Annotated in this window: 22 protein-coding genes; 21 read left to right on the forward strand and 1 reads right to left on the reverse strand. The window is 31.9% G+C overall.

The window, feature by feature from the left end:
- The first annotated feature begins 18 nt into the window (after window positions 1-18).
- The 8 genes from F3K33_RS09890 (at window position 19) to F3K33_RS09925 (ending at window position 8,242) form a co-directional block, all read left to right on the forward strand.
- On the forward strand, window positions 19-2,133 hold the full coding sequence (locus tag F3K33_RS09890) for a xanthine dehydrogenase family protein molybdopterin-binding subunit (RefSeq protein WP_039773851.1): 2,115 nt from the start codon (window positions 19-21) through the stop codon (window positions 2,131-2,133).
- Complete coding sequence (locus F3K33_RS09895; protein ID WP_039773850.1) at window positions 2,133-2,600, forward strand: (2Fe-2S)-binding protein; 468 nt, start codon at window positions 2,133-2,135, stop codon at window positions 2,598-2,600. The genes F3K33_RS09890 and F3K33_RS09895 overlap by 1 nt, the downstream gene beginning before the upstream one ends.
- Window positions 2,594-3,412: an FAD binding domain-containing protein gene (locus F3K33_RS09900; RefSeq protein WP_039773849.1), complete on the forward strand. Its 819-nt coding sequence runs from the start codon at window positions 2,594-2,596 to the stop codon at window positions 3,410-3,412. The genes F3K33_RS09895 and F3K33_RS09900 overlap by 7 nt, the downstream gene beginning before the upstream one ends.
- 575 nt (window positions 3,413-3,987) lie before the next feature.
- Window positions 3,988-4,917, forward strand: coding sequence for an NTP transferase domain-containing protein (locus F3K33_RS09905; RefSeq protein WP_023976183.1), 930 nt, complete (start codon window positions 3,988-3,990; stop codon window positions 4,915-4,917).
- A gap of 222 nt (window positions 4,918-5,139) precedes the next feature.
- Window positions 5,140-6,159, forward strand: a complete 1,020-nt coding sequence (locus F3K33_RS09910; RefSeq protein WP_023976182.1) for a molybdopterin-binding protein — start codon at window positions 5,140-5,142, stop codon at window positions 6,157-6,159.
- 119 nt (window positions 6,160-6,278) lie between these two features.
- Window positions 6,279-7,253, forward strand: a complete 975-nt coding sequence (moaA, locus tag F3K33_RS09915; RefSeq protein WP_023976181.1) for a GTP 3',8-cyclase MoaA — start codon at window positions 6,279-6,281, stop codon at window positions 7,251-7,253.
- 78 nt (window positions 7,254-7,331) lie between these two features.
- Window positions 7,332-7,811: a cyclic pyranopterin monophosphate synthase MoaC gene (moaC, locus tag F3K33_RS09920; RefSeq protein ID WP_023976180.1), complete on the forward strand. Its 480-nt coding sequence runs from the start codon at window positions 7,332-7,334 to the stop codon at window positions 7,809-7,811.
- The gene (locus F3K33_RS09925; RefSeq protein WP_023976179.1) at window positions 7,811-8,242 is read left to right on the forward strand and encodes an MOSC domain-containing protein; all 432 of its coding nucleotides are present in this window, start codon (window positions 7,811-7,813) and stop codon (window positions 8,240-8,242) included. The genes moaC and F3K33_RS09925 overlap by 1 nt, the downstream gene beginning before the upstream one ends.
- Before the next feature lie 56 nt (window positions 8,243-8,298).
- Here the strand turns inward: F3K33_RS09925 and modA are convergent, their stop codons facing one another.
- Window positions 8,299-9,102 carry a molybdate ABC transporter substrate-binding protein gene (modA, locus tag F3K33_RS09930; protein WP_039773848.1) on the reverse strand — a complete coding sequence of 268 codons (804 nt, stop codon included), beginning with the start codon at window positions 9,100-9,102 and terminating at the stop codon, window positions 8,299-8,301.
- 631 nt (window positions 9,103-9,733) lie between these two features.
- On the opposite strand from modA, the gene F3K33_RS09935 reads away from it, so the two are divergent.
- From F3K33_RS09935 to nifB, 13 genes are all read left to right on the forward strand, one after another.
- Window positions 9,734-9,940, forward strand: coding sequence for a TOBE domain-containing protein (locus F3K33_RS09935; protein WP_039773847.1), 207 nt, complete (start codon window positions 9,734-9,736; stop codon window positions 9,938-9,940).
- A 324-nt stretch (window positions 9,941-10,264) separates the two neighbouring features.
- Window positions 10,265-11,782, forward strand: coding sequence for an ATP-binding cassette domain-containing protein (locus tag F3K33_RS09940; RefSeq protein WP_039773846.1), 1,518 nt, complete (start codon window positions 10,265-10,267; stop codon window positions 11,780-11,782).
- A gap of 210 nt (window positions 11,783-11,992) precedes the next feature.
- Window positions 11,993-12,955, forward strand: coding sequence for an ABC transporter substrate-binding protein (locus F3K33_RS09945; protein ID WP_039773845.1), 963 nt, complete (start codon window positions 11,993-11,995; stop codon window positions 12,953-12,955).
- 61 nt (window positions 12,956-13,016) lie between these two features.
- Window positions 13,017-13,982: a substrate-binding domain-containing protein gene (locus F3K33_RS09950; protein WP_023976174.1), complete on the forward strand. Its 966-nt coding sequence runs from the start codon at window positions 13,017-13,019 to the stop codon at window positions 13,980-13,982.
- 156 nt (window positions 13,983-14,138) lie between these two features.
- The gene (locus F3K33_RS09955) at window positions 14,139-14,747 is read left to right on the forward strand and encodes a Fe-only nitrogenase accessory AnfO family protein (RefSeq protein ID WP_039773844.1); all 609 of its coding nucleotides are present in this window, start codon (window positions 14,139-14,141) and stop codon (window positions 14,745-14,747) included.
- Between the two features lie 37 nt (window positions 14,748-14,784).
- On the forward strand, window positions 14,785-15,714 hold the full coding sequence (locus F3K33_RS09960) for a hypothetical protein (protein WP_039773843.1): 930 nt from the start codon (window positions 14,785-14,787) through the stop codon (window positions 15,712-15,714).
- A gap of 455 nt (window positions 15,715-16,169) precedes the next feature.
- The gene (gene nifH / locus F3K33_RS09965; protein ID WP_012058230.1) at window positions 16,170-16,991 is read left to right on the forward strand and encodes a nitrogenase iron protein; all 822 of its coding nucleotides are present in this window, start codon (window positions 16,170-16,172) and stop codon (window positions 16,989-16,991) included.
- Between the two features lie 251 nt (window positions 16,992-17,242).
- Complete coding sequence (locus tag F3K33_RS09970; protein ID WP_012058231.1) at window positions 17,243-17,569, forward strand: P-II family nitrogen regulator; 327 nt, start codon at window positions 17,243-17,245, stop codon at window positions 17,567-17,569.
- Window positions 17,570-17,593: 24 nt separating this feature from the next.
- Window positions 17,594-17,977 carry a P-II family nitrogen regulator gene (locus F3K33_RS09975; RefSeq protein WP_012058232.1) on the forward strand — a complete coding sequence of 128 codons (384 nt, stop codon included), beginning with the start codon at window positions 17,594-17,596 and terminating at the stop codon, window positions 17,975-17,977.
- A gap of 18 nt (window positions 17,978-17,995) precedes the next feature.
- Window positions 17,996-19,582: a nitrogenase component I subunit alpha gene (locus tag F3K33_RS09980; RefSeq protein ID WP_023976170.1), complete on the forward strand. Its 1,587-nt coding sequence runs from the start codon at window positions 17,996-17,998 to the stop codon at window positions 19,580-19,582.
- Window positions 19,582-20,946: a nitrogenase molybdenum-iron protein subunit beta gene (gene nifK, locus F3K33_RS09985; protein WP_012058234.1), complete on the forward strand. Its 1,365-nt coding sequence runs from the start codon at window positions 19,582-19,584 to the stop codon at window positions 20,944-20,946. The genes F3K33_RS09980 and nifK overlap by 1 nt, the downstream gene beginning before the upstream one ends.
- 978 nt (window positions 20,947-21,924) lie before the next feature.
- The gene (gene nifE / locus F3K33_RS09990; RefSeq protein ID WP_039773842.1) at window positions 21,925-23,289 is read left to right on the forward strand and encodes a nitrogenase iron-molybdenum cofactor biosynthesis protein NifE; all 1,365 of its coding nucleotides are present in this window, start codon (window positions 21,925-21,927) and stop codon (window positions 23,287-23,289) included.
- A complete protein-coding gene (gene nifB / locus F3K33_RS09995) occupies window positions 23,276-25,966 on the forward strand; it encodes a nitrogenase cofactor biosynthesis protein NifB (protein WP_039773841.1) in 2,691 nt (896 codons plus the stop codon). Before nifE ends, nifB begins: the two co-directional genes overlap by 14 nt.
- Window positions 25,967-26,178: the final 212 nt, after the last annotated feature.

Here is a 26,178-nt window from a genome sequence, read left to right on the forward strand (position 1 = left end):
ATATGGGAGGTGCTATGCATGGAAAAAATAAGTAAATCTGTAAAGAAAAAGGATCATGAATCTAAAATAAGGGGTAGTGCTCTTTTCGTGGATGATCGTGTGATGGATGGTATGCTTTATGGTAAACTACTGCATTCAGCAAAGGCAAAAGCACGAATCACCAATATTTCGATTCCTAAATTACCGGAAGGTTATTTTGTTGTTGATAAGAAAGATGTAACAGGTGTAAACCGTGTCCATATTGTTGAGGATGATACTCCGGTTTATGCTGAAGATACTGTAGAGTATGTTGGGGAACCGATTTTAATGGTTGTTGGACCTGAGTTTAAAGAAGTTGAAAGAATTTTAAATGAGATTATTGTAGCATACGAAGAAGAAGTTCCTATTTTGGATATGCGTAAGTCTGATACAGTTTTTTTCCATTACAACTATGCAAAAGGGGATATAGATAAGACGTTAAAAGAAGCTGATCGTGTTTTCATAGAAACATTTCAGACTGGATATCAAGAACAAGCTTACCTTGAAACTCAGGGGATGATTGCTTATCCCCATGATGGAAGAATGACTGTACGAGGTTCTATGCAATGTCCATATTATGTCTATGGAGCAGTTTCAAAAGCATTGGGTTATGAAGCAAAGGATATACAAATAATTCAAGATGTTACTGGTGGAGGATTTGGAGGAAAAGAAGCATTTCCTTCAATACTTGCCTGCCAGGTTGCAGTTGCTGCTAAAAAGGCCAATAGACCTGTTAAGGTTATATTTGATAGAAGAGAAGACATGGAGTTTACTTCAAAACGTCATCCATCTATATCTACCTATAAGGTAGCTATTAAGAATGGCAAGATTACTGGCATGGACATTGATGTTTTATTTAATAGTGGTGCATACACTACACTTTCTCCAGTTGTTTTACAGCGTGGCTTAATTTGTGCAAACGGCGTATACCGTGTAGATAATCTCCGCGTTGTGGGACGTGCTGTTAAGACCAATACTGTACCTTGTGGCGCATACCGTGGATTTGGTGCACCACAGACGTTCTTTGCAGTAGAAATGATTATGGATCATATTGCAAAAGAAATGGGTGTTGATTCCCTTAAGCTTAAGGAAGAATATATTGTTAAACAAGGTGATTCTACGTCTACTAGTGGTAAATATCATTTCCATGTACCTCTACCTGAAATGATTGAACAGATTGATAAACTTTGCAATTACCGTGCAAAACGAGACAAGTATAAGATTCAGAATGGCAGATATCGTAAAGGTATTGGAATGTCTTTATTTTTCCATGGATGCGGTTTTACTGGCAGTGGAGAACGTGATTTCATTAAAGCAATTGCAAAAATAAGGAAAAATTCAGATGATACTGTAGATATTCTTGCAAGTAATTCAGATATAGGTCAAGGTCTTAAAACTACTTTCTCTAAAATTGTTGCGGATACCCTTGGCATTTCCTATGAACAAGTATTCATTAATAATCCAGACACAGATCTTGTTCCTGATTCAGGTCCAACTGTTGCAAGTCGTTCGCTTATGACAGTTGGAGAATTATTAAGGCGTGCAGCAGAAAGACTTAAAAAAGAGTGGAAAGCGGGAGAAGTTCAAGTTATAGAAGAACATTTCGTTGAACCTGATTTTGTAATTCCATTTAGTCTTGATGAATTTAAGGGAGATGCGTATCCAACCTATTCTTGGGGAGTAAATGCTATTGAAGTGGAAGTAGATACACTTACTGCCACTACAAAGATACTGGGAGCATGGGGAAGCTTTGATGTTGGTATTCCTATTGACATGAATATTATACAAGGACAGATGCAGGGCGGATTCCTTCAAGGGATTGGATATGCATCTATGGAACAGATGGATTACAACGATAAAGGTGTGATTCGAAATAATAGTTTTAGTGATTATATTATTCCTACAGCAGTAGATGTACCAAATCTAGTTACTGAAATCATCAATAATCCATATACACATGGTCCATATGGAGCAAAGGGTGCAGGTGAGCTACCTCTCGTAGGTGCAGCCCCAGCTTATGTTGAAGCTATGGAAAATGCCATTGGTGGAAACCTAAATAAGGTTCCATTCACAACAGAAGATACAATGATTGTTTTACAGGAGGTGCATAAATAATGATAAAATTTATTCTTAATGGCAAAGAGGTCGCATCAAATTCCAAAGCAAATGAGCGCTTACTAGATGTACTTAGAAATGAATTTCGTATTACTGGCGTAAAGTGCGGTTGTAAAGAAGGTGAATGTGGAGCTTGTTCTATAATTCTTGATGGCAGGTTAGTTAATTCTTGTATGGTGGCTATGGGCAGTATTGAAGGCAGTACCGTTGTCACTATTGAAGGCTTTAGAGAAACTGAACGTTTTGCAGTTATTGATAAGGCATATGCATCAGTCAGTGCTGTACAGTGTGGTTTTTGTATTCCAGGCATGATCCTTGCAACTGAATGCATCCTTAAGAAGAATCCAAATCCTACAGAAGCAGAGATTCGCGAAGGCATTTCTGGAAATCTTTGTAGATGTACTGGTTATAATGCCATAGTTAAGGCTATTGGTATTGCAGCAAAGGAGGGGAAAGGATTATGGTAGATTGTTATAAACCAACATCTTTAAAAGAAGCATTGGACATCCTAGCAAAGGAAAGTGTTACACCTTATGCTGGAGGTACTGATTTGATGATTAAACCAGATGAAAATGCCACATATTTATTCCTTGATAAAGTAGCAGAAATGAAAAATATTGTAGAAGATAAAGAATATATTCGTATTGGTGCAGCATGTACTTATACTGATATTATTGAAAATAAACTTATTCCAGCAGTACTGAAAGAAGCAGTTTCACAGATTGCAGCACCAGCAATTCGAAATATTGGTACTGTTGGTGGAAATATATGCAATGGTTCTCCAAAGGCTGATAGTGCACTGATCTTTTTTGCCACTGACTCTAAACTGCGTCTTGCAAACAACAGAGGGGAACGAGTAATTCCTATTTCTGACTTTTACCTTGGAAGAAAGAATACTGCGATTGAGAAAGATGAACTCCTTGTTGAGATTCTAATGAATAAAAATAATTTAAATAATTACTATTACAAGAAAGTTGGTGAAAGAAATGCTTTGGCAATTTCAAGGGTTTCTTTCGTTGGCATCATTAATATAGTTGATGATAAGGTTTTTAACTGTAGAACAGCATTTGGCGCAGTAAGTGATGTTGTTATAAGTCGTCCAGATATTGATGCAATGCTTATAGGAAAGACTGTTAAAGAAGCTAAGGCTCTCAAGGATAAGTATCTAGCAGCATACGAAAAGGAAATTGTTCCAATAAGGGGTAGAGTATCTGCAAAATACAGAAAAACTGTGTGTATGAATTTACTACATGATTTTCTTGAAAGTAATGGAATTTAACTCATATAAAATTCGGGCATCAAGCGAAATTTTATTTAGGCTGGATTTGATTCCAGTCTGAATCTTAGTGGCTAGAGATAAGGTAAAGTTAAATAGAATATAAGCATTTAATCTCAACAGGATTGAATGCTTTTTAAGTATATGAAAGAAAATAACAAGTCCAAAATGCCATGATTATTTTTCATCAAGCAAGGAAGTAGATTGGTCTCATAGCGGGCTTATTAGGGCAATCTGCTGACGCAGGATGATGGAAAATAGGCGTAGCAGATGGACTCGTTATTTTTTGAATATGCCTCATTATTAAAATTGTTGATAAATAAGGATATATTCTAAACAGATATAATAATAATCCATAATATGTATTTTTAGGGTTTAATTATTTTATAAAAACGTGTAGAATAATATTGTATGAAAAGTAAAATATAACCAATTAGTTTAAGGGATAAAATTGGAATCTAATAACCAAAATATAAGATATTAATCAATTTGTTAAAGTTTGAATGATATGTACAAGCCTATTTGAGTTTTGTGGAAGAATAAGATAATACTACTTAAGTAGAGCAAGAGGTATAGATATGAAGAGTAAAGAGAAGAGAACAACAGGCGGTATAATTGTTGCCGCAGGAAAAACATCAGAAAGAAATGGATTAAATCCATTATTGAAAATTGGTTCAATTACTGTCGTAAAAAGAATTGTTTTAACGTTTCAAAAAGCTGGAATTTCACCAATTGTGGTGATTACTGGATATAAGGCTGAAGAAATAGAACATCATTTAGCTGATTATGGAGTTGTATTTTTGAGAAATGATCAATATGAAAACTCGCGAAAGTTCGATTCTGCAAAGATAGGACTAGATTTTTTACAGAATAAATGCGACCAGGTATTATTCACTCCAGTGAATATTCCTATGTTTACACCAGAGACGCTTCAAATGATGATAGAATATGATGAAAAATTACTTTCACCAGCATATCGTGGAAAATCTGGGCATCCCCTTTTGATATCGTCTGAATTGATTCCTAAGATTCTAAAATATAATGGGAATATGGGATTACGAGGAGCCATTGAAAATATTGGAGTTAAAAGACAATGGATAGATGTAGAAGATGAAGGTATTCTATATGATACTGATTATATTGACCGATTAGATCAACTTTTAATAAAACATAATAAACATATACTTCATCCCTTTGTTAAAATCAGCATTGAAAAAGAATCCTTGTTTTTTGATTCAAGAACAAGATTGCTTCTAATTCTGATTCAAGATACCCACTCTGTACGAAGTGCATGCAAACATATGGCATTATCTTATAGTAAAGCATGGAGTATGTTAAATCAGTTGGAACAAGAACTAGATTATGCAGTAGTTGAAAGAAAGCATGGTGGGAGCAATGGTGGGAAAACTTATCTTACAAAAGAAGGTACTGAATTTTTGGAAAAATATCAGCAATTTGAACAGAATGTACACCAGTATGCAAAGAATGAATTTGAAAGGTTATTTTAGAAGTTGCAATTAATCTGATGGCTAGCCGCTGTAACACTCCCACTTCAATAAATTGGAGATAACAGCGGCACGACCCTAGATAAGTTCAACTAAGATTCATATGGGGATCAAACCCCACCTGAATCAAGTTTCACTTGATATTTAACAAAATTTTTGAAAAAAATTTTACTTATAATTTATTATACTTATACAAAATTACCAAATAATGATGGAGGAACAAAAATGAAAAAGATTAAAACTACAGAAGCTGTAGGTAATGTAATTTGTCATGATATTACACAAATTATCAAAGGAGAAAAAAAAGATGTTGCGTTTAAAAAAGGACACATTGTTACGGAGGAAGATATTCCAGTTTTATTATCAATAGGTAAAGATAATCTTTATGTATGGGAAAAAAAGGAGGGGATGCTTCATGAAAATGAAGCAGCAGAAATTCTCAGTAAAATATGTAAAAGTGACTATATGAGTGCAACTAAGGTGAAGGAAGGCAAAATTGAACTAATTGCGGCAGAAGATGGTTTGTTTAAAATTGATATTGAAAAGCTTCGTAAAATAAATTCTCTTGGTGAAATGATGATTGCGACACGCCACAGTAATTTTCCTGTAAAAAAAGGTGATAAATTAGCAGGCACACGAATTATTCCTCTTGTAATTGAACAAAAGAAAATGGACGAGGCAGTTAAATTGGCAGGTGATAAACCATTAATGGAGATTCTTCCATTTATCCACAAAAAAGCAGGGATTGTAACTACGGGTAATGAGGTTTTCTATGGAAGAATTAAAGATACATTTGGGCCTGTTATTAGAGAAAAGCTTGCAGAATATAATGTTGAAGTTTTAGGGCAGAAGATTTTGAGTGATGATCCTAAATTAATTACAGAAGCTATAAAGGATTTTATTAAAGAAGGTGCAGAATTAATAATATGTACAGGTGGAATGAGTGTAGACCCTGATGATACAACCCCAACTGCAATCCAAAATACAGGCGCAAAGATTGTTGCCTATGGTGCTCCTGTGCTTCCAGGTGCAATGTTTTTACTAGCGTATTATAATGATGCACTTCCAGTTATTGGACTTCCAGGCTGTGTAATGTATGCTAAACGGACTATTTTTGATTTGGTTCTTCCAAGAGTTATGGTAAATGACAAAATAACTTTAGAGGATATTGCAAACCTTGGGCATGGTGGATTGTGTCTTTCATGCGATATTTGTACATTCCCTAACTGTGGTTTCGGGAAATAAGACTGACAAAGGTTAATAAATATTATAAGGTCAGCCTGAAAGTGTTCCTATGGCTCAATATCTTGGATAAGTATTTAAAAATTATCTGTGATAAAATTGGTTGATATGAGGTGAATAAAATGGTAGATAGTAGTGGTAGAAATATTGAATACCTTAGAATTTCTGTTACAGATAGATGTAATCTTAGATGTGTATATTGTATGCCGGAATGTGGAATTGAAAACTTAGAACATGACGAAATACTTACTTTTAAGGAGATTATGTTAATAGTTAAAACTGTTTCGCAGCTTGGTATTCATAAGATCAAAATTACAGGAGGAGAACCCTTAGTACGAAAGGGGATTGTAAATTTAGTTAGAAGAATCAAAGATATTGACGGCATTGAAGAGATAACAATGACTACAAATGGCGTACTTTTTGGTGACATGGCAGATAGTTTAGCTGAAGCTGGTCTTGATAGTGTAAATATAAGTCTTGATACATTAAATAGTAAAAACTTTAATGAAATTACTCGTAGAGACTGCTTAGATAAAGTGAAGTTTGGATTGAAAAAAGCAGTGGAGCTTGGATTGAAAACAAAAATAAATTGTGTCCCAATATCTCAGTTAAATGGTGATGACTTAATAGATATATTGAAAATTGCTAAAGAAAATCCAATCGATGTGCGTTTTATAGAACTTATGCCTATTGGTTTTGGAAAAAGTTATTCACCTGTTTGTAATGAACAAATATTTGAGCAGATAGAACAAAATTTTGGAACTCTTCAGAACTCAAAAATTAAACATGGTAATGGACCAGCTGTGTATTATAATTTATCAGATTTTAAAGGAAGTATTGGCTTTATAAGTGCAATTTCAAATGAATTTTGCGACACTTGTAATCGTATTCGTTTGACTGCTGATGGAAATTTGAAATTATGTCTTCGTTATAATAATGGAGTCGCATTAAAGCCTCTTCTACGTAGTGGAATAAGTAAAGAACAATTAAAAAGAGTTATTGAAAATGCAATATATAATAAACCAAGTCACCATGGTTTTAATAGCAGTGACACGGAAAATATAGAATTAAAAAACATGGTTCAAATAGGAGGATAAATACTGTTGGAAAAGTTATAGCAGTATGCATCAATAGAATGAAAAACTTAGGAAGTATAAGATAGGAGAATAAGAAAAATGGAACTAACTCATATAAATGAAGAAGGAAGAGCAAGAATGGTTGATGTATCTGAAAAACTTGATACTGTACGAGAAGCAGTAGCAATTGGAACAGTTTCAATGAAAAGAGAAACCATTGAAAGAATAAAAGAAGGTACTATTTCAAAAGGAGATGTATTATCAGTAGCGCAGGTAGGAGGTATAATGGGTGCTAAAAATACTCCACAAATAATACCAATGTGCCATCCTATAATGATATCTGGCTGTGATATAAGTTTTCGAATTGACGTTGAAAACAATAAAATTGAAATAACTGCAACTACTAAGACTGTAGGAAAGACAGGCATTGAGATGGAGGCCCTTACTGCAGTATCCACTGCAGCATTAACTATTTATGATATGTGTAAGGCTATTGATAGAGAAATGGTTATAAACAATATTATGCTTGTTAAAAAAAGTGGAGGGAAATCAGGCATATTTGAAAGGAAGGGATTATGATGAGTAAGGTTATTTCAGTGAATATAAGTGAGAAAAAAGGTGTTATAAAATATCCTATAGAAAAAGGTTTCTTTAGAGTTAATCATGGTCTAGATGGGGATGCTCATGCAGGAGAGTGGCATAGGCAGGTAAGTTTGCTTGGAACTGAAAGTATTGATAAAATGAAATCATCAGGAGTCGAAGGACTTACTCCAGGAAAGTTTGCTGAAAACATCACTACTGAGGGAATAGTTTTATATGAACTTCCTATAGGAACAAAGCTTAAAATTGGCGATGTTACGCTAGAAGTTACTCAGATAGGAAAGGAATGTCATTTGGGATGCGAAATTAGAAAATTGGTAGGAGATTGTGTAATGCCTAGGGAAGGAATATTTACTAAAGTACTAGAAGAGGGGTATATTAAAGCTGGAGATAATATTATAATAGTTTAAAATAAGAAAAATAACAATTCAAGTGATATTTTTGAATTGTTATTTTTTTCACTATATTAAGCTATTCCATAACCATATTTTTCAAAGATCTTTTTACAAGTATCAGTAAATAAGAAATCTTCAAATGCTTTTGCGGCATCAGCATTTTTACTAGCCTTAATTATTCCGATTGGATATGTAATCGGTGAATGCTTGTCCTCTGCTATTGTTTCTATAATTTTAGCATCTTTACTGCTTAATGCATCACTTTTATATACAAATCCAACTTCAGCATTTCCAGAAGTCGACCAGGCAAGTACTTCTTTTACATCTTTTGCAAAAACAAGTTTTGATGAAATAGAATCTTTAATACCAAGCTTAGTGAAAACTTCATCAGCATATTGTCCAGCTGGTACACTTTTAGGTTCCCCAACAGCTATCTTTTTAACCTTATCACTTGTTAGATCAGAAAGACCGGTTATAGTAGTGTCTTTAGGTCCGATTAAAACTAAATCATTTTTAACTAAGTCTTTTTTAGTATTTTCAAGTAATAAAGATTTGCTGTCTAATGCTTTCATTTGGCTTTGACCAGCGGAAATGAAGATATCACAAGGAGCACCTTGTTCTATTTGTTGCTGTAGAGATCCAGAAGCACCATAGTTAACAGTTAAAGTAACATTTGGAGCAGTCTTTTTATATTCGTCTTGTATATCTGTCATCGCTTCTTTTAAGCTGGCAGCAGCGGAAATATTTAATTCTATTGAAGCTTCAGTAGCAGATTCCTTTTGTGGAGTAGTTGATGCCTTTTGAGCTCCGCAACCAATAAGTGACGTTGTTAATAAAACAGTTACTAAACTAAATAATCCTATTTTCCTTTTCATAAATAAAACCTCACATTCATAAAGATATTTCTATTATAGTTATGTTTTGTTGTGTTTGGATATGTTTCATTGCGTTTTACTTGTTGTTTATTATACTAGCATTTATTTATAAGAAAAACAATATGTAATTGTAAAAATAAGTACTTGAATAGTAATATTGACAAAATTATTAGGATATGATTATAATTAGGCTAATAGTAATGTGATGTTACGTTATGTTTTATTAGATAAAGATCTCAAAGAAGAGATTACAGAAATGTATGAGCTTCTTTGAGATCTTTTTTTGCTTATGTTTAAGAAAATATATAATTATGTAAAATTATATAGCTTGTAATATCACATCTCTATATTGCATTTGTCATGTAGAAACAGTGATTACATAAGATTATTGATTCTACTCATAATCTTTTATAATTATTTCAAGATATTTTTGGCTCATTGTATTTATTGAAATAATAAATGATTTTATAAATGTGATGCTGATGTAAAACTATTTTCAAATTGTATTGTCAAATGATAAATTTTAACATAATAGAGAAAATATTGTAAATTAGCTCAAAATAACTATAATGTACATAATCAATAGTAACATAACAACATTGATTGAATTCAACTTGGGGAGGAAATAAAAATGAAATTAAGTGCAAGAAACCAATTGGCAGGAAAAGTTGTTGAAATTAAAGAAGGGGCAGTAAATGCATCGGTAAAAATCGAAATTGCTGAAAATACTATAATATCAGCAACTATCTCAATGGATGCAGTAAAGGAACTAGGATTAACAGTAGGATCAGAAGCTACAGCAGTAATTAAGGCAACATCAGTAATGGTTATGGCTTAGTTCGCTCTCATCTTATACTACATATGAAATCATAATCAAAAGAGGATATCTTAAGCTAAGATATTCTCTTTTTTACTAGCAGCCTACTATATATATTTAGATAAAAAATATATATCAAAAATAATTCTTTACATGATACCGGAATATGGGTAGTGCGTATATTTATGATATCTATATGAAATGTTCGGAATGATTAATAATGATCTCAAAGAGGAGAATGCAGAAATGTAGAAAACTCTTTGAGATTTTTTGTTTATAAAAAATTAAATTATGATATCCCAACAATAGTATCTTAAAAGGTTGAACAAGAATGGAGTGATTGATTTGAAATTTGTTACATTTTCCGGACCACCATCATCGGGCAAGACTTCAGTAATATTAAAGGTAATTGAGTGCTTAAAATCGGAACAAAGAAAATGTGGAGTTGTAAAATTTGATTGTCTTACAACTTATGATGATTTACTTTATAAAAAGGCAGGAATTGAGGTTATGGTAGGATTATCAGGAAATCTTTGCCCGGATCACTTTTATATCAGTAGTATAGATGATTGTATTAAATATGGAACAGAGAATGGTTTTGATTTGTTGATAAGCGAGAGTGCGGGGTTATGCAATAGGTGCTCACCTCATATTAAAGGTATTTTAGCAGTATGCGTAATAGATAGTCTTTCTGGAGTAAACACTCCTAAAAAGATTGGACCAATGTTAAAATATGCGGATATTGTAGTAATTACAAAAGGTGACATAGTTTCTCAAGCTGAAAGAGAAGTCTTTAGTTTTATGGTAAAAGAGGCTAATCCAAAGGCACACATAGTGTATGTTAATGGTCTTACTGGTCAGGGGGCTTATGAATTAAGTTTAAGCATAAAAAAAGCAAAATCTATTGAGAATCTTGAAGGAGAAAAACTTAGATTTACAATGCCTTCAGCATTATGCTCTTATTGCCTTGGAGAAACAATAATAGGTAAGGATTACCAAACTGGAAACACAAAAAAAATAAATTTCCAAGAAATTAAAAGTAACAGAGAACTTAAAACGAGTTATTCTTTAGACAAAAATAGTGAAATATCTGAAATAGACTGCACAATAGTTAACTCATTAACAATTGTAGGAGGACATGATAAAGGTGGAAATAAAGAAGATATTGAACTTACAATTAAAGTAGGAGAAGTAATTTGCATAGTTGGACCTACAGGATCTGGTAAAAGTAGATTACTCGAAGATATAGAGTGTATTGCGAGTGGTGATACTCCAACTGGAAGAATTATAAAAATAAATGGAGAAAATTTAAATTGTAGCAGGCTGGTTGCAGAGCTTTCGCAGAATATGAATTTTGTAATGGATGTATCTGTAGAAGAATTTATAAGAATGCATGCAAAAAGCAGGAATGTTATAGAGATAAAAAGTATTACAGACAAAATAGTAAAATATGCAAATGAACTAGCAGGAGAAGAATTCACTGGGGATACACATATAACTTCATTGAGCGGGGGGCAATCAAGAGCATTAATGATTGCAGATACAGCATTATTAAGCGTTTCCCCAATAGTACTCATTGATGAAATTGAAAATGCAGGGGTAGATAGAAGTAGAGCATTAGAACTTTTAGTTAAAGAAGGAAAAATAGTTTTTGTATCTACTCATGACCCTATATTAGCATTGCTTGGGGATAAGAGAATTGTGATAAAAAATGGTGCGATAAATAAAGTAATCACAACAGTTCCAAAGGAAAGAGATAATCTTAAGATTATGAAACAAATTGATAATAAAATGTTAGAACTCAGAAATGCCTTAAGAAGTGGAAAAGTAATAGATTGGGACATGAAAGAATATTTTCTATAGATATTCAAATGCGACTTTAGACTTACGCAATAGCCAACCGAAATTAGGTGAACTCTGTTGTTTCGGTTTCTATAGAATACAGCTGTGAATTTCTAACATCAGAAGTTGCACCATTTCTGCATGCTCCCGAGGCAAGCTCGTGACAAGCAAAAATGGAACATCTTCTTATTAAAAATAAGTGAAAAAAATATAAGATGGAGGTTTAAAAATATGGGGAAGATGAAAAATATAATTGATAAATCACAATACGATGTTCTTGGATTGTTACCGTGCCCTATAAAAGTGCCAATAGAAATTGGTTTTGATGAAATGATAAATAATTTAGAAAGTGAATGTGATTTTAAATATCTTGTTGAAGGTAATGCTAATTATGAGGTCATGTGGATGGATGAGTCTTCATATATTCCTAAAAAAGAGGAATTGCCAAAGATTATTATAAGTGCCGGAGTTAATAGTTTTTATAGAAAAGATTTTAGAGCTAAGGCAATAGAAGAAAAATACTTTAAGGAAGTCAAAAGCATAGAAGATGGAAAATTAATTGAAAATGATTTTAGTGATCCAAAAGGTAATTATTATATAATAGCATTAAATCATTTAGTTATGGCAGTAGATTTAACTAAATTGAATAATAGAAATATACCAACCTCGTGGGGAGAACTTTTGAATAGTTCATTTAAAAAAGAAGTTGCCATAAGAGGAAAGAGAGGAAAGTATTGTGAAACAACATTGCTAGCGATATATAAAGATTATGGTATGGATGGAATTATGAAATTAAAAGAACTTGTTGGATTTGGCGGACATCCAGCTGAAATGGTAAAGAATGCAGGGAAAGGAATTGAGAATTCACCTACAATTAGTGTTATTCCTTATTTTTATGCAAGGCTCCTTAAAAATAATAAGAATGTTAAGATTGTTTGGCCTGAAGAAGGTGCAATAGTTAGTCCAGTGACATTATTAGTCCAAAATGATATTTCAAACATGTTGGAAAATGTGGTGAATTATTTTACTAGTGAACAAGTACAAAATGTATGCAAAGATGCAGCACTGCCTCATCCAATGTATTATTTAGAGTATTTAAAAGAAAACAATTATAAGTTAAATTGGTTGGGATGGGATTTTATAAGCAATAATGATATAAACAAATTACTTCCAAAGTTAAATAAATGTTTCTAAATGCTAGAAATTCTCACCTCTAAATGTTAGAATAAATTATTATACGGAGGAGGGAAGTTCTATGAATAATGAAGAATCCCTAACGGCAGTAGATGTCGCTGAACTATTAAAGATAACTAAAAATACAGTGTATGAAATGGTCAAAAGAGGTGAATTACCTGGATACAAAGTAGGGAAAAAGCTTAGAATTGATAAAAAGGATGTTGAGAATTACATCAATAGTCAAAAGGTAACGAAAGGTAGCAATAATCAGATTAAGATATTAATAGATGAGCCAGTAATAGAAGAAAACCTGAGTAATATAAAAAAAGTGGAAAATTCAAATGATATTATAATATCAGGGCAAGATGTGATTTTAGATGTTTTAGCAGAAAAAATTATGGAAAAGGCAAATGATATAAGGGTACTTAGGTCTAATACAGGAAGCTATTCAGGTCTATATGACTTATATAATGATAAAATTTCTATATCGTCAGTACATTTATGGGATGGAGATACTAATGAATATAATACTGCTTTTGTAAGAAAACTAGTTCCAGGTATATCTTGTTTAATTATAAACCTGGCTTACAGAAATGTTGGTTTTTATGTTCCAAAAGGAAATCCCAATAAAATAACTAATTGGAAAGATTTGATTAAAGAAGATATATCCATGATAAATAGGGAAAAGGGTTCTGGAATAAGAATTTTGCTTGATGAGAAATTAAGAGTTAATAATATAAATAGAGAACAAATTAAAGGATATAATATTGAAAAACAATCCCACTCTGCAGTAGCAAGAAGTATTGCAAGAGGGGAAGGTAATGTTGGGATAGGAAATGAAAAAGCAGCTAATCAGGTTGATGGGATTGATTTTATTAAAATTCAGGAAGAAAGATATGACTTAGTTATCAAGGAATCTGATTTAAAATATCCTATATATCAACTTATAATTAGAACCATTCAAAGTGAAGAGTTTAAGAGGGAAATTGAAAGTTTAGGCGGATATGATTTAAAAGATATAGGCAAAATACTTGATAAAACATAAATAATGATATAGTATAAGATTAATATTATAATTTTATGCAAAGGCGCAGTAATTTTACTGTGCCTTTTTGTTATTAAAAAATAAGGTATATGAAAGAAAATAATAAATGATGATTGATTATTTTTTGAATATATCTAAATAAAGGAGCGATGGTATATGGATGAAATAGGAGTATTTTTAAACGAAAAAGATCTTATAAGTTCTTTTGAAGAAGCACGATATGTAAAAATATTTGCAAAAGAAAAACATTTGTGGAAAACAAAAAAAACTATTTTAATTAATAGGGCAGGTGGTGAAAAATCAATAAATGAAATCAGACAGGAATACAAAAATGTAATTAATGAAATGGATGATTGTAAAATTATAATAGTAACAAAGGCTTTTGGAATTCCGTATAGTGTATTTTATATGGGGGATTTTAGTGTTTGGGAATTGGAAGGAAACCCATTTGATTATTTTGATGAAATTATTAAAAATGAAATAGTCCAAGAGGAGAATGAAAATAAAGAAGTTGAAATTGCTAAGAAACTTGGCGATGGATATTTCATGATAGATCTACAGGAATTAGAGCTGATAAACCCTGAAATAACTTCTAAAAAGGCAATAATTCCTTATTTAGAAAAAGAGGATGTAAAAAAAATAGAAGTACACTGCTGTCATGTACCACCTTGGCTGGTTGCAAAAATGGACAATGGTGAAATCTTATTATCCATTAATGAGATAAAAAGAAATGATTATATGGTAACTGTACAGAAAAATGTTTGAGGCACATGAAAGAAATAATAGACTAGGAGGCGAATTTATGGAGAAAATAATAACTAAGTATGGTATTTTAAATGATGCTATTATTGCTGAGTATTATTCCACTGGGGAACCAGAAGCGTATAAGGTGGAAGAATACAGTGAATTAAAAGTTTTAGACTATAATTTAGTACCGTTGCATGGATTTGTAGATGAAAGAAGAAAAGAATTTCCACCAGTAAAGGTATTTAAGAATGGCAATATTAAGAGTATTTCATTAAATGATTTGACAGTAATAAATACTAGTATAGGTGTATTTGAAGTTGAAAAAATAACATTCTATGAAGATGGTGAAATAAATAGATTGTTTCCTTTGAATGGAAGATTATCAGGGTATTGGACTGAAGATGATGAATATAAATTGGCAAAAGCTTATAAATTTAGTTTTGATTTTTCATCATTTGAAGCTAAGATTATGTCTCTTCATTTTTATGAAACACAAGAACTTAAAAGTATCACATTGTGGCCAAAAGAAAGAATTAAAATAAATCTTGGAGAATATAATTTTGCAGGCAGAATAGGAGTCTCTTTATATAAAAGTGGAAAAATAAAATCCTGTGAGCCATTAATTGCAACAAATATAAAAACGCCCATTGGAAAAATCGAAGCTTATGACGTTAATGCAATGGGAATTCATGGGGATAGTAATTCTTTAGAATTTTATGAGGATGGAAGCATAAAAGCTCTTATCACATCTACTAATACAATTACAATTAAAACATCGGAAGGTGACACGATTTTTCATTCTCCCAAAAAAATTAGATTGTATTCTAACAGTGAAGTTCTGGATACGATAACTTTAAAGGTGGAATTTATTGATGATAAGGTCATAATAGATAAACAATATGAATATGAGATTAAAGAAAATAAATTTGAGATAAAAGCATTTGGAGAAAGACACTTTACCCTTAATGGAGATAGAAATAAATAATTCTCATTAAATTTAACAAAACACGAATGATTTTGATAAATTGATAAAAATATATCGTTATCATTAGAAAAGTTATAGAAAATAAAAAAATAGTTTGCAATATCAGTTTTTTGTGATATTATAGTTTCAATAAATAAAACAAGCAAATGAAAAAAAGAAATTAATAAAAAAGTAATTATATACAAGTTTTTTTGAAATAATATAACTTAAATTAAAAAAATATTAACCTGTCATTAAGGCAATGGAGTCTAAGTGTTTAACTCAATGAGGAAGTTAACGACTTAGATTTTTTTATTACAATGAAAGGACAAAGAAGTCTATTTTATTATAACTATTAATAGTTAAATAAATTAGGCTTATTTTTTTAAAATAATTTATTGTTATATTAATACAAATAAGTTATAATGACCCATTTGGGCTTATATAATATATTTAATTATGAGGAGGAAACTAATATGAGACAAGTAGCTATTTATGGAAAGGGTGGAATAGGAAAATCTACAACCACACAAAATTTAACTTCAGCTTTAGCTGAAATGGGAAAGAATATAATGATCGTAGGATGTGATCCTAAAGCAGATTCCACAAGATTAGTTCTTGGAGGTTTAGCACAAAAAACAGTTCTAGATACTTTAAGAGAAGAAGGAGACGACATTGAATTAGATGCAATCTTAAAAACAGGATATGGAAATATAAGATGCGTTGAATCAGGCGGACCAGAACCAGGAGTTGGATGTGCAGGTAGAGGTATTATTACTTCAATAGGAATGCTTGAACAATTAGGAGCATATACACCTGATTTAGACTATGTATTTTATGATGTATTAGGAGACGTTGTATGTGGTGGCTTTGCAATGCCAATCAGAGAAGGTAAAGCACAAGAAATATACATCGTTGCATCTGGAGAAATGATGGCATTATATGCAGCTAACAATATTTCAAAAGGTATTCAAAAATATGCTAAAACTGGTGGAGTTAGATTAGGTGGAATCATCTGTAATAGTAGAAAAGTTGATAAAGAATTAGACCTTTTAGAAGCTTTTGCAAAAGAACTTGGAAGTCAACTTATCCATTTCGTACCAAGAGATAACATGGTTCAAAGAGCTGAGATACACAAACAAACAGTTATAGAATTTGATCCAAAAGCTGATCAAGCAGATGAATACAGAACATTGGCTAAGAATATAAACGAAAATAAAATGTTTGTTATTCCAAAACCAATGAAACAAGAAAGATTAGAAGAAATATTAATGGAATATGGTTTAATGGATATCTAAGATAAAAGCACAATTATTAATTTACAATTCACAATTATTGATTAATGTTGAAGCTCATAAAGAAAGTTTTGCTAACCAAATAGAAGATTCCCACAAGGCGAAAGTTCTGCTATCCAAATACAAGATTTGGAGCATCACTTTTGGAGCACCACTTTTCAATTCAGGATTTTTTGAATTCAATTATTTATAATGTGAAATTTAAGTTGAAAAATATATAAAACAAAATATTAAATAAAAGGAGATAGAGAGATATGTATATGATTCGAGCAATAATAAGACCAGAAAGGGTTAGTACTGTGCTTTCAGAATTATTGGATGCTGGATTCCCAGAAGTAACGAAGATGGCAGTTTACGGTAGAGGAAAACAAAAAGGAATCAAAGTTGGAGAGGTATATTATGATGAGCTTCCAAAAGAGATGCTTCTGATTGCAGTTAAAGATGAAGATAAAGACGATGTCATAAAAGTAATAATAAGAAATTCTAGAACTGGAGAAAAAGGTGCATTTGGAGATGGAAAAATATTCGTTGCACCGATTGAGGAAGTATACACTGTAAGTAGTGGAAAATCAGGATTATAAAATTGAAATAGGAGGAATAGCTTTATGAAAGAAGTTATGTGTATTATTCGTTTGAATAAAGTTAATAAAACTAAAGAAGCACTCGCAGAAGCTGGCTTTCCGTCCATTACTTGCAGAAAAGTACTTGGAAGAGGCAAGAAATCAATTGATATAGCTTTAGTTGAAGCTTATATGGAAACTGGTGAAGTACCACCAACATCGTATGGTGAGAATTTATCAGAAAGAGGAAGATTAATACCTAAAAGATTTATAACTTTAGTAGTAAAAGATGACGAAGTAAAAACAGTAGTAGATACTGTGATAAGTGTAAATTCAACTGGGACTCCAGGAGATGGAAAGATATTTGTATTACCAGTTGAAGAAGTATACAGAGTCAGAGATGGACAAATAGGTGAAGAGGCAATTTAAAGTGTGGAGGTGAAGTTAATGAGTAAAGTTGATAGTGTTTTGGACAAGTATAGTGCCAAAGTATATAAAAACAGAAAGAAACATATGCTTGAACTTGAGCAGGAAACTCAAGAAATAGATGCAAATAGAAGAACTATACCAGGAGTTATGACACATAGAGGATGTTGTTATGCTGGATGTAAAGGTGTTGTTCTTGGACCATTAAAAGATATAGTACTTTTAACTCATGGACCGATAGGATGTGGATATTATTCATGGGGTACTAGAAGAAATAAAGCAATACCACAGAAAGGCGACGGAAACTTTATACAATATTGTTTTTCTACAAATTTAGGTGAAAGTGATATCGTATTTGGTGGAGAAAAGAAATTAAAGGCTGCTATAAAAGAAATTGTAGATATATTTAATCCAAAAGCAATATTTATATGTGCGACATGTCCAGTTGGACTTATAGGTGATGACTTACCAGCAGTTGCAAATGAATCTAAAGAATTGTATGGAATTGATGTTATATCATTCCCTTGTGAAGGATATAAAGGTGTATCTCAATCAGCAGGACATCATATTGCAAATAACAAGCTGATAAAATCTGTAATAGGAACTATGGATTACACACCAAAAACTCATTCAGTTAATATCCTTGGTGAATATAACATAGGTGGTGACGCTTGGGAAATAGAAAGAATTCTAAAGAAAATAGGCTATGAAGTTATATCAGTCATGACAGGTGATGCTAGCATTGACGATATAAGAAAAGCCCATACTGCAGATTTAAATCTAGTCCAATGTCACCGTTCCATTAATTATATCGCAGAAATGATGAAAATTCAATATGGTACTGCATGGATAAAAGTTGATTTTATCGGGGTTGATTGTACTGTTAGAACTTTAAGAGATATTGCGAAATTCTTTAATGATCCAGAGTTCACAGAAAGAACAGAGGCTGTTATAGCTGAAGAGCTTGAAGATATTAAAGATGATATGGATTATTATAAAAGCAAGTTAACTGGTAAAAAGGCAGGTTTATATGTTGGAGGTTCAAGATCTCACCATTATCAAATGCTATTAAATGATTTAGGTGTAGAAACATTAGTTGCAGGATTTGAATTTGCACATAGAGATGACTATGAAGGTAGAGAAGTAATACCAACTATAATTGAAGATGCGGATTTAAAAAATATCGAAGTATTAGAAGTAGAAAAAATTGAAGGTAAATATAAACCAGTTAAAACAGATGAAGAATTAGAAGAATTAAAGAAAGAAATCATTAATTTAGAATATTATCCAGGTATGATGCGTGACATGAAAAAAGGTTCGATTGTAGTTGATGACTTAAATGAATTTGAAACAGAAGAATTTATTAAAAAGTTAAAACTTGACATGTTTTTCTCGGGCATTAAGGATAAATATATAATACAAAAAGGTGGAGTATTATCAAGACAATTGCACTCTTATGATTATAGTGGACCTTATGCAGGATTTAAGGGTGCTGCAAACTTTGGTAGAGATGTAACAATGAGTTTATATACTCCAGCATGGAAATACACTGTAGCTCCATGGAAAACTGAATCAATATTAGAAGGAACATTTGGAGGTGAGGTATAATGTTAGATTTAACTCCTAAAGAAATTAAGGAAAGAAAAGCGATTACTATTAATCCTAGTAAAACATGTCAACCTGTTGGTGCTATGTATGCAGCTCTTGGAGTTCATGGATGTATGCCCCACAGTCATGGTTCACAAGGTTGTTGCTCATATCATAGAACAGTTTTATCTAGACATTTCAAAGAACCAGCTATAGCAACTAGTTCATCATTTAGTGAAGGTGCTTGCGTATTTGGTGGTGGTAGCAATATTAAAACTGCTGTTAAAAATATCTTTGATATGTATAATCCAGAAATAATTGCAGTTCATACTACATGTTTATCAGAAACAATTGGTGATGATTTAAAAGGTTTTATTGATGCTATAGATATTCCAGAAGGAAAATATGTGTTACATGCAAATACCCCAAGTTATGTTGGATCACATATTACTGGATTCTCTAATATGGTTACTGGCTTTATTAAAGGTTTATCTAAAACAACTGGAGTAAAGAACGGAAAAATGTGCGTGATTCCTGGATTCGTTAACCCTGGCGATATGCGTGAAGTAAAGAGATTATTAAAACTTATGGGTGTAGATTTTACAATGTTACCAGATACAACTGGAGTTTTAGATGCCCCAATGACTGGAAAATATGAAATGTATCCAAAGGGTGGTACAAAGATTCAAGATATTATTGAATTAGGTGACTGCGAAAAAACATTAGCACTAGGAAGTTTTGCTTCAGAAGCAGGAGCATCTACTCTTGAAAAATCATTCAAGATTCCATACTCTACATTAAAGATGCCAATAGGTATTGGTTCTACAGATGAATTAATTATGGAATTAAGTAAATTCAGCAAGCAACAAGTTCCTTATGAACTTGAAGAAGAAAGAGGACAATTAGTTGATATAATGATTGACTCTCATCCATATTATGATGGAAAGAAAGTAGCTTTATATGGAGATCCAGATGTGCTAATTGCTTTATCTAAATTCTTATTAGAGCTTGGAATGATTCCTAAGTATGTAATTACAGGAACTCCATCAAATGTATTTGAAAAACAAATGCAAGCATTGTTTGATGAATTTGGTGTTGAAGGCTGCATAGCTAAACAAGATGCTGATCTTTTTGAATTACATCAATTAATTAAGAATGAATCTGTTGATTTACTAATGGGTGGAACTCATGGTAAATACATAGCAAGAGCTGAAGATATCCCACTAGTTAGAATTGGATTCCCAGTATTAGATAGATATGTTCATTCATATATGCCTAATGTTGGATATAGAGGTGCTATGAGATTATTAGAATTAATGCTTGGTGCATTAATGGATAGACAAGATAGAGACGTAAAAGATGAAGATTTTGAATTAGTAATGTAGATAAATATGCATAATTACCGAAATCATAAATATTTTGATTCCGAAAAACTATGAAAATATCGCTGAAGGTTCTAAGCAGCAGGTTGTATCCAATTTAGCATGCTCCAACTTTCAGTTTGACAAGCTAAATTGGAACAACCTACAGCTAAGAACCTTTAACAGCTCATTTTCAAATGTTTTCTCCACAAATATATTTATGATTTCTAGTGAAAATATGAACTTAAAGTTTTGGCAATTTCTAATGAAGAAATCCTACATTAGTATTCTAAATGCAACACTGCATATTATGACCCTTGTGGTTACAAAAGAGTACCTATCATTTCTGGTATAGCGGATATTCCAAAACTTAAATTTATTTTTAAAATTATTTATCTAAAAATAGTGTGTGAAGTGAGTGTTTAATAAGTATTTAGTGGAAAGATGTGTATTTTGGATAAAGTTTTCACTGCAAGTTAAGTGTAAATGTTGATTTATTTGTTTAAGAAAGTACCCACCATTTCTGGTGCGGTGTATATCTAAAATTTAAATTTGTTTTTTAATTTATTTATTTGGAAAGAGTGTGTGAAATAGTATAAACCAAATCATATGTATATGTTGCAATTCACAATTGAGGCTAAAATTCTTGCAATATTTTTAGAATTATGATGACGAATTAGTTTTGCAACATAGATACACATATAAAAAAAGCAGCTATGATGCAATTAAGATTTTAAAAGATATGTTAAATTCAAAAAAGTTAATAATTTCAATGATTGAGCAATTGAACATGGGTAAAACATGTCAATTGCTCTATTTATTAATAGGGCTTTTAATGCTCATTAATATTGAAAATTGAGAATGTAGAATGAGTAATAAATTTGGTTATAAGGAATTTATAAAAAATGTATTGTGTGCATTGTTTAAAGTTAAGTTAACTTTCATCCTTTATTCTCAATTCTCAATCTATAATTACAAATTTAAAAGGTGGTGTGTGACATTATGGAAAAAAGGATATCTAATTCACTTCTTGAAGAAAGAGAAGATTTTGTGTGTTTTAAAGAAGGTCATAATAAAAAATCTATGAAGTGCGATGGTGATAGTGTATCAGGATCAGTTAGTCAAAGAGCGTGCGTATATTGTGGAGCAAGAGTTGTATTAAATCCAATAACAGATGCATACCACATAGTTCATGGACCTATTGGATGTGCTAGTTACACTTGGGATATAAGAGGAAGTCTTTCAAGTGGTGATAATTTATATAGAAATAGTTTTTCAACAGATTTAAGTGAACAAGATGTTATTTTTGGTGGTGAAAAAAAATTAATTGCTGCCATAGAAGGGATAATGGAAAATCATAATCCTAAGTTGATTTTCGTTTATGCAACTTGCATTGTTGGAGTAATAGGTGACGATGTTAAGGCAGTATGTAAAATGGCTGAGGAAAAATATAATGTACCTGTCATTCCAGTTATGTCGCCAGGTTTTTCTGGAAATAAATCTAAAGGATATAAATTAGCATGTAATGCACTAATGAATTTATTTTCTAGGAATATTCTCCCTAAGAGAAAAGGAATTAATATGTTAGGAGATTTCAATTTAGCTGGTGAAATATGGATAGTTAAAGAGTATCTAAAGAAAATTGGAGTAGATGTGATATCAACTATTACTGGAGATTCCAGCTATGACAAATTAATCAAAGCTAGCAGCGCAAGTTTTAATGTTGTTCAATGTGCTGGCTCCATGACATATTTAGCAAAGAGAATGGAAGCAGAAATGGACATTCCTTTCGTTAAAATAAGTTTTGTGGGACTTGAAGATACAAAAAATTCATTACTCAGAATAGCAAGCTTATTTGGAGATGAAGAAATGTTAGCAAAGGCTAAGGCTTTTGTTAAGGAAGAAGAAGAAAAGATATTGCCTATATTAGAAAAATATAAGGAAAATCTTAGAGGTAAAAAAGCTGCAATATATGTAGGCGGAGGATTTAAAGCAATCTCCTTAATCAAACAGTTTAATGAACTTGGAATAGATACAGTGATGGTTGGAACACAAACTGGAAAGAAAGATGATTATGAAGTTATAAATAGTCTAGTTAGGGATGGAACAGTAGTTTTGGACGATGCAAATCCTTCGGAATTAGAAAAATTTATGATTGAGCAGGATGTAGATATTTTAGTTGGAGGGGTTAAGGAAAGACCACTTGCTTATAAATTGGGAGTTGCCTTTTGTGACCATAATCATGAAAGAAAGCATCCTCTTGGAGGTTTTGTAGGAGCTGTTAATTTCGCAAAGGAAATTAATCTTTCAATTAATAGTCCTGTATGGAAGTATGTAAAGGAGAGTGAAGAGAATGAAGGAATCTAAAAGTTATGTAAATCTAACCGTAAATCCATGCAAAATGTGTATGCCTATGGGAGTTAGCAATGCTTTATATGGAATTAAAAATTGCATGACTATATTACATGGTTCTCAAGGTTGTAGTACATATATTAGAAGACATATGGCAACACACTATAATGAGCCTGTAGATATTGCTTCATCTTCACTAACTGAAGAAGGAACTGTTTATGGTGGTGAAAATAATTTAATTAAAGGATTAGAAAATTTAATTAAATTATATAACCCAGAAGTTATAGGTATTGCAACAACTTGCCTTGCAGAAACCATAGGAGAGGATGTAGTAAGACTTTCAAAGATATTTTATGAAAAACATCCAGATAGTAAAGTTAAGTTAATACCAATACAATCGCCTGGATATGGTGGAACTCAATATGGCGGATATTTTACAGCTTTAAGGGCAGTTGTAGAAAATGTAGAAATGTATACAGATAAAAATGAAAAAGTAAATGTTATTGCCGGGCCAATGAGTAGTGCGGATATGAGGGAGATAAAAGAAATCTTGGAGGATTTTAAAATTGATTATATATTGCTGCCTGACTTATCGGAGAATTTAGATGGAGTTCATAGTAAAAAATATAATAGGCTTCCAAGCAATGGTACGAGTATAGACGAAATTAAATTTATGGGTGGTGCAAAGGCTACCATTGAACTAACCACATTTATTAAAGAAGAATATTCTGTAGGAGTTTATTTAGAGGAGAATTTTGGAGTTGAGAATTTTAGAATTAATGTTCCAAGAGGTCTTAGAGATACTGATAATTTTTTAAAAGTGCTAGCTAAAATATCAGGAAATCCAATTCCAGAAAAATATAAAAAACAAAGAGGAAGATATTTAGATGCTATGATTGATTCTCATAAATATAATGCAGAAGCTAGAATTGCTATATTTGGAGAACCTGATTTTGTATACTCTACTGCAAGATTAGCTGTGGAAAACGGAGCTGTACCAGTACTTATTGCAAGTGGAGATGTATGTAAAAAACTTGAACCAAGCTTAAGGGAAGAAGTTGACGAACTTTCAAATCAGTTATTTGCAGGTGAATGCAAAATCATAGATGAGGCAGACTTTAAGGAAATAGAAAAATTCGCCTTAGATTTAAAGGTAAATGTAATGATTGGAAGCTCGGATGGAAGAAGAATAGAGGAAAAACATAAGATTCCATTAATTCGAATGTCATTTCCTATTCATGATAGGATCGGTGGACAAAGAATATTATCTATAGGCTATGAAGGATCTTTAAATTTAGGGGATCAAATTACTAATGTTATGCTTGCTAAGACTGAAATGACCTTTAGAGAGAATTTATACAATGAATATTATAAGGAAGAAGTTGAAATAAGTAATAAAGATATAGCAATTGAGGGGGAGAAAAAGATGGAAGCAAGAATTATCAGCAGAGAAGAAGTAGAAGAAAAAACAAAAACTCATCCATGTTTTAGCTGTTCATCAGCTCACAAGTATGCAAGAATGCACATTCCTATAGCGCCAAAGTGTAATATTAGCTGCAATTATTGTTTAAGAAAATTTGATTGTGTTAATGAGAGCAGACCTGGGGTAACAACTGAAGTATTATCTCCAGAAGAAGCTTTTGCTAAATACAAACTAGTAAAATCAAAAATGGACAACTTAAAAGTTGTTGGAATAGCAGGACCTGGCGATGCTCTTGCTAACTTTGATAATGTTAGGGAAACTTTGAAGCTTATAAGAGAACATGATCCAGAAGTTACATTTTGTCTATCAACAAACGGATTAATGCTTCCATTTTATGCTCAAGAGCTGATTAATTTAGGAGTAAGTCATGTAACTGTAACAATGAATGCTATTGATCCTAAAATAACTGCTAAAGTATATAAATTCGTAGATTACTTAGGGGTTACTTATACTGGTGAAGAGGCAGCTCAAATTCTCTTAAATAACCAATTATCGGGTATTAAGTATTTAGCTGATAGAGGAATTATGGTTAAGGTCAATATAGTAATGCTTAAGGGAATTAATGATCATCATATAGAGGAAGTAACAAAAAAAGCAAAGGAACTTGGAGCAGGAATAACAAATATAATGCAAATGATTCCTGTAAAAGGAAGTGTCTTTGAAAATATGCCTCTTACAAGTAATAAGGAAATAATGGATTTAAGAAAAAAATGTGGAGAGCATATTGAACAGATGTATCATTGTAAGCAATGCAGAGCAGATGCTATTGGTTTACTTGGAGATGATCAATCTCAAAAATTTAATAAGCCATCAAATGTAAAGGAAGTTACAGAAGAAAAACCACTAAAGTTTGCTATTGCATCAAAAAGTGGAATAGGCGTGGACATGCATTTTGGACATGCATCTGAATTTTATATCTATGAATATAAAAATGGAGAGCCAAGATATTTGGAAAAAAGAAATGTTGAAAAATATTGTAATGGTAAAGAAGTTTGTGAGGAAGAGGAAGATAAGTTTGCTAAGCTTTCAAAAGTTGTTTCAGACTGCAATGGAGTACTTTGTCTTAGAATTGGTGATGAACCAAAAAGAAAATTTAAAAGTATGAATATAGAAGTTTTTATGACATGTGAAACCATTGAAACAGCTGTTGAAAAAGCAGCAGAAGCTATATTAAAAGGAACTGAAGTTGAAGAAATGCTAAGAGCTTAATGTGATATCCAACGAAAGAACAGGTACTCTGTTGTTTCGGTTGCTAGATAACATGGCTGTGGATTTCTAGAAGCAGAAGTTGCACCCATTTGAGCATGCTCCAGCTTTCCTAAGGAAGCTCGACTCATTTCATTCGCTGAGGAAGTTCGAGAATCCAAAATAAAATTTTGGACTCTCACTTCACAAGCTCAAATGGAACAACTTCTGCTTAA

It is taken from the genome of Clostridium beijerinckii, assembly GCF_008705175.1.
Classification (GTDB): Bacteria; Bacillota; Clostridia; order Clostridiales; family Clostridiaceae; genus Clostridium; species Clostridium beijerinckii.

Coding starts and splice junctions, on each gene's coding strand:
- F3K33_RS09895 (WP_039773850.1), top strand. CDS start 2,133: ATGATAAAATTTATTCTTAATGGCAAAGAGGTCGCATCAAATTCCAAA.
- F3K33_RS09955 (WP_039773844.1), top strand. CDS start 14,139: ATGGATGAAATAGGAGTATTTTTAAACGAAAAAGATCTTATAAGTTCT.
- F3K33_RS09975 (WP_012058232.1), top strand. CDS start 17,594: ATGAAAGAAGTTATGTGTATTATTCGTTTGAATAAAGTTAATAAAACT.
- F3K33_RS09935 (WP_039773847.1), top strand. CDS start 9,734: ATGAAATTAAGTGCAAGAAACCAATTGGCAGGAAAAGTTGTTGAAATT.
- modA (WP_039773848.1), bottom strand. CDS start 9,102: ATGAAAAGGAAAATAGGATTATTTAGTTTAGTAACTGTTTTATTAACA.
- nifH (WP_012058230.1), top strand. CDS start 16,170: ATGAGACAAGTAGCTATTTATGGAAAGGGTGGAATAGGAAAATCTACA.
- F3K33_RS09960 (WP_039773843.1), top strand. CDS start 14,785: ATGGAGAAAATAATAACTAAGTATGGTATTTTAAATGATGCTATTATT.
- F3K33_RS09910 (WP_023976182.1), top strand. CDS start 5,140: ATGAAAAAGATTAAAACTACAGAAGCTGTAGGTAATGTAATTTGTCAT.
- nifE (WP_039773842.1), top strand. CDS start 21,925: ATGGAAAAAAGGATATCTAATTCACTTCTTGAAGAAAGAGAAGATTTT.
- moaC (WP_023976180.1), top strand. CDS start 7,332: ATGGAACTAACTCATATAAATGAAGAAGGAAGAGCAAGAATGGTTGAT.
- F3K33_RS09925 (WP_023976179.1), top strand. CDS start 7,811: ATGAGTAAGGTTATTTCAGTGAATATAAGTGAGAAAAAAGGTGTTATA.
- F3K33_RS09905 (WP_023976183.1), top strand. CDS start 3,988: ATGAAGAGTAAAGAGAAGAGAACAACAGGCGGTATAATTGTTGCCGCA.
- nifK (WP_012058234.1), top strand. CDS start 19,582: ATGTTAGATTTAACTCCTAAAGAAATTAAGGAAAGAAAAGCGATTACT.
- F3K33_RS09970 (WP_012058231.1), top strand. CDS start 17,243: ATGTATATGATTCGAGCAATAATAAGACCAGAAAGGGTTAGTACTGTG.
- F3K33_RS09980 (WP_023976170.1), top strand. CDS start 17,996: ATGAGTAAAGTTGATAGTGTTTTGGACAAGTATAGTGCCAAAGTATAT.
- F3K33_RS09950 (WP_023976174.1), top strand. CDS start 13,017: ATGAATAATGAAGAATCCCTAACGGCAGTAGATGTCGCTGAACTATTA.
- F3K33_RS09945 (WP_039773845.1), top strand. CDS start 11,993: ATGGGGAAGATGAAAAATATAATTGATAAATCACAATACGATGTTCTT.
- nifB (WP_039773841.1), top strand. CDS start 23,276: ATGAAGGAATCTAAAAGTTATGTAAATCTAACCGTAAATCCATGCAAA.
- F3K33_RS09900 (WP_039773849.1), top strand. CDS start 2,594: ATGGTAGATTGTTATAAACCAACATCTTTAAAAGAAGCATTGGACATC.
- F3K33_RS09890 (WP_039773851.1), top strand. CDS start 19: ATGGAAAAAATAAGTAAATCTGTAAAGAAAAAGGATCATGAATCTAAA.
- moaA (WP_023976181.1), top strand. CDS start 6,279: ATGGTAGATAGTAGTGGTAGAAATATTGAATACCTTAGAATTTCTGTT.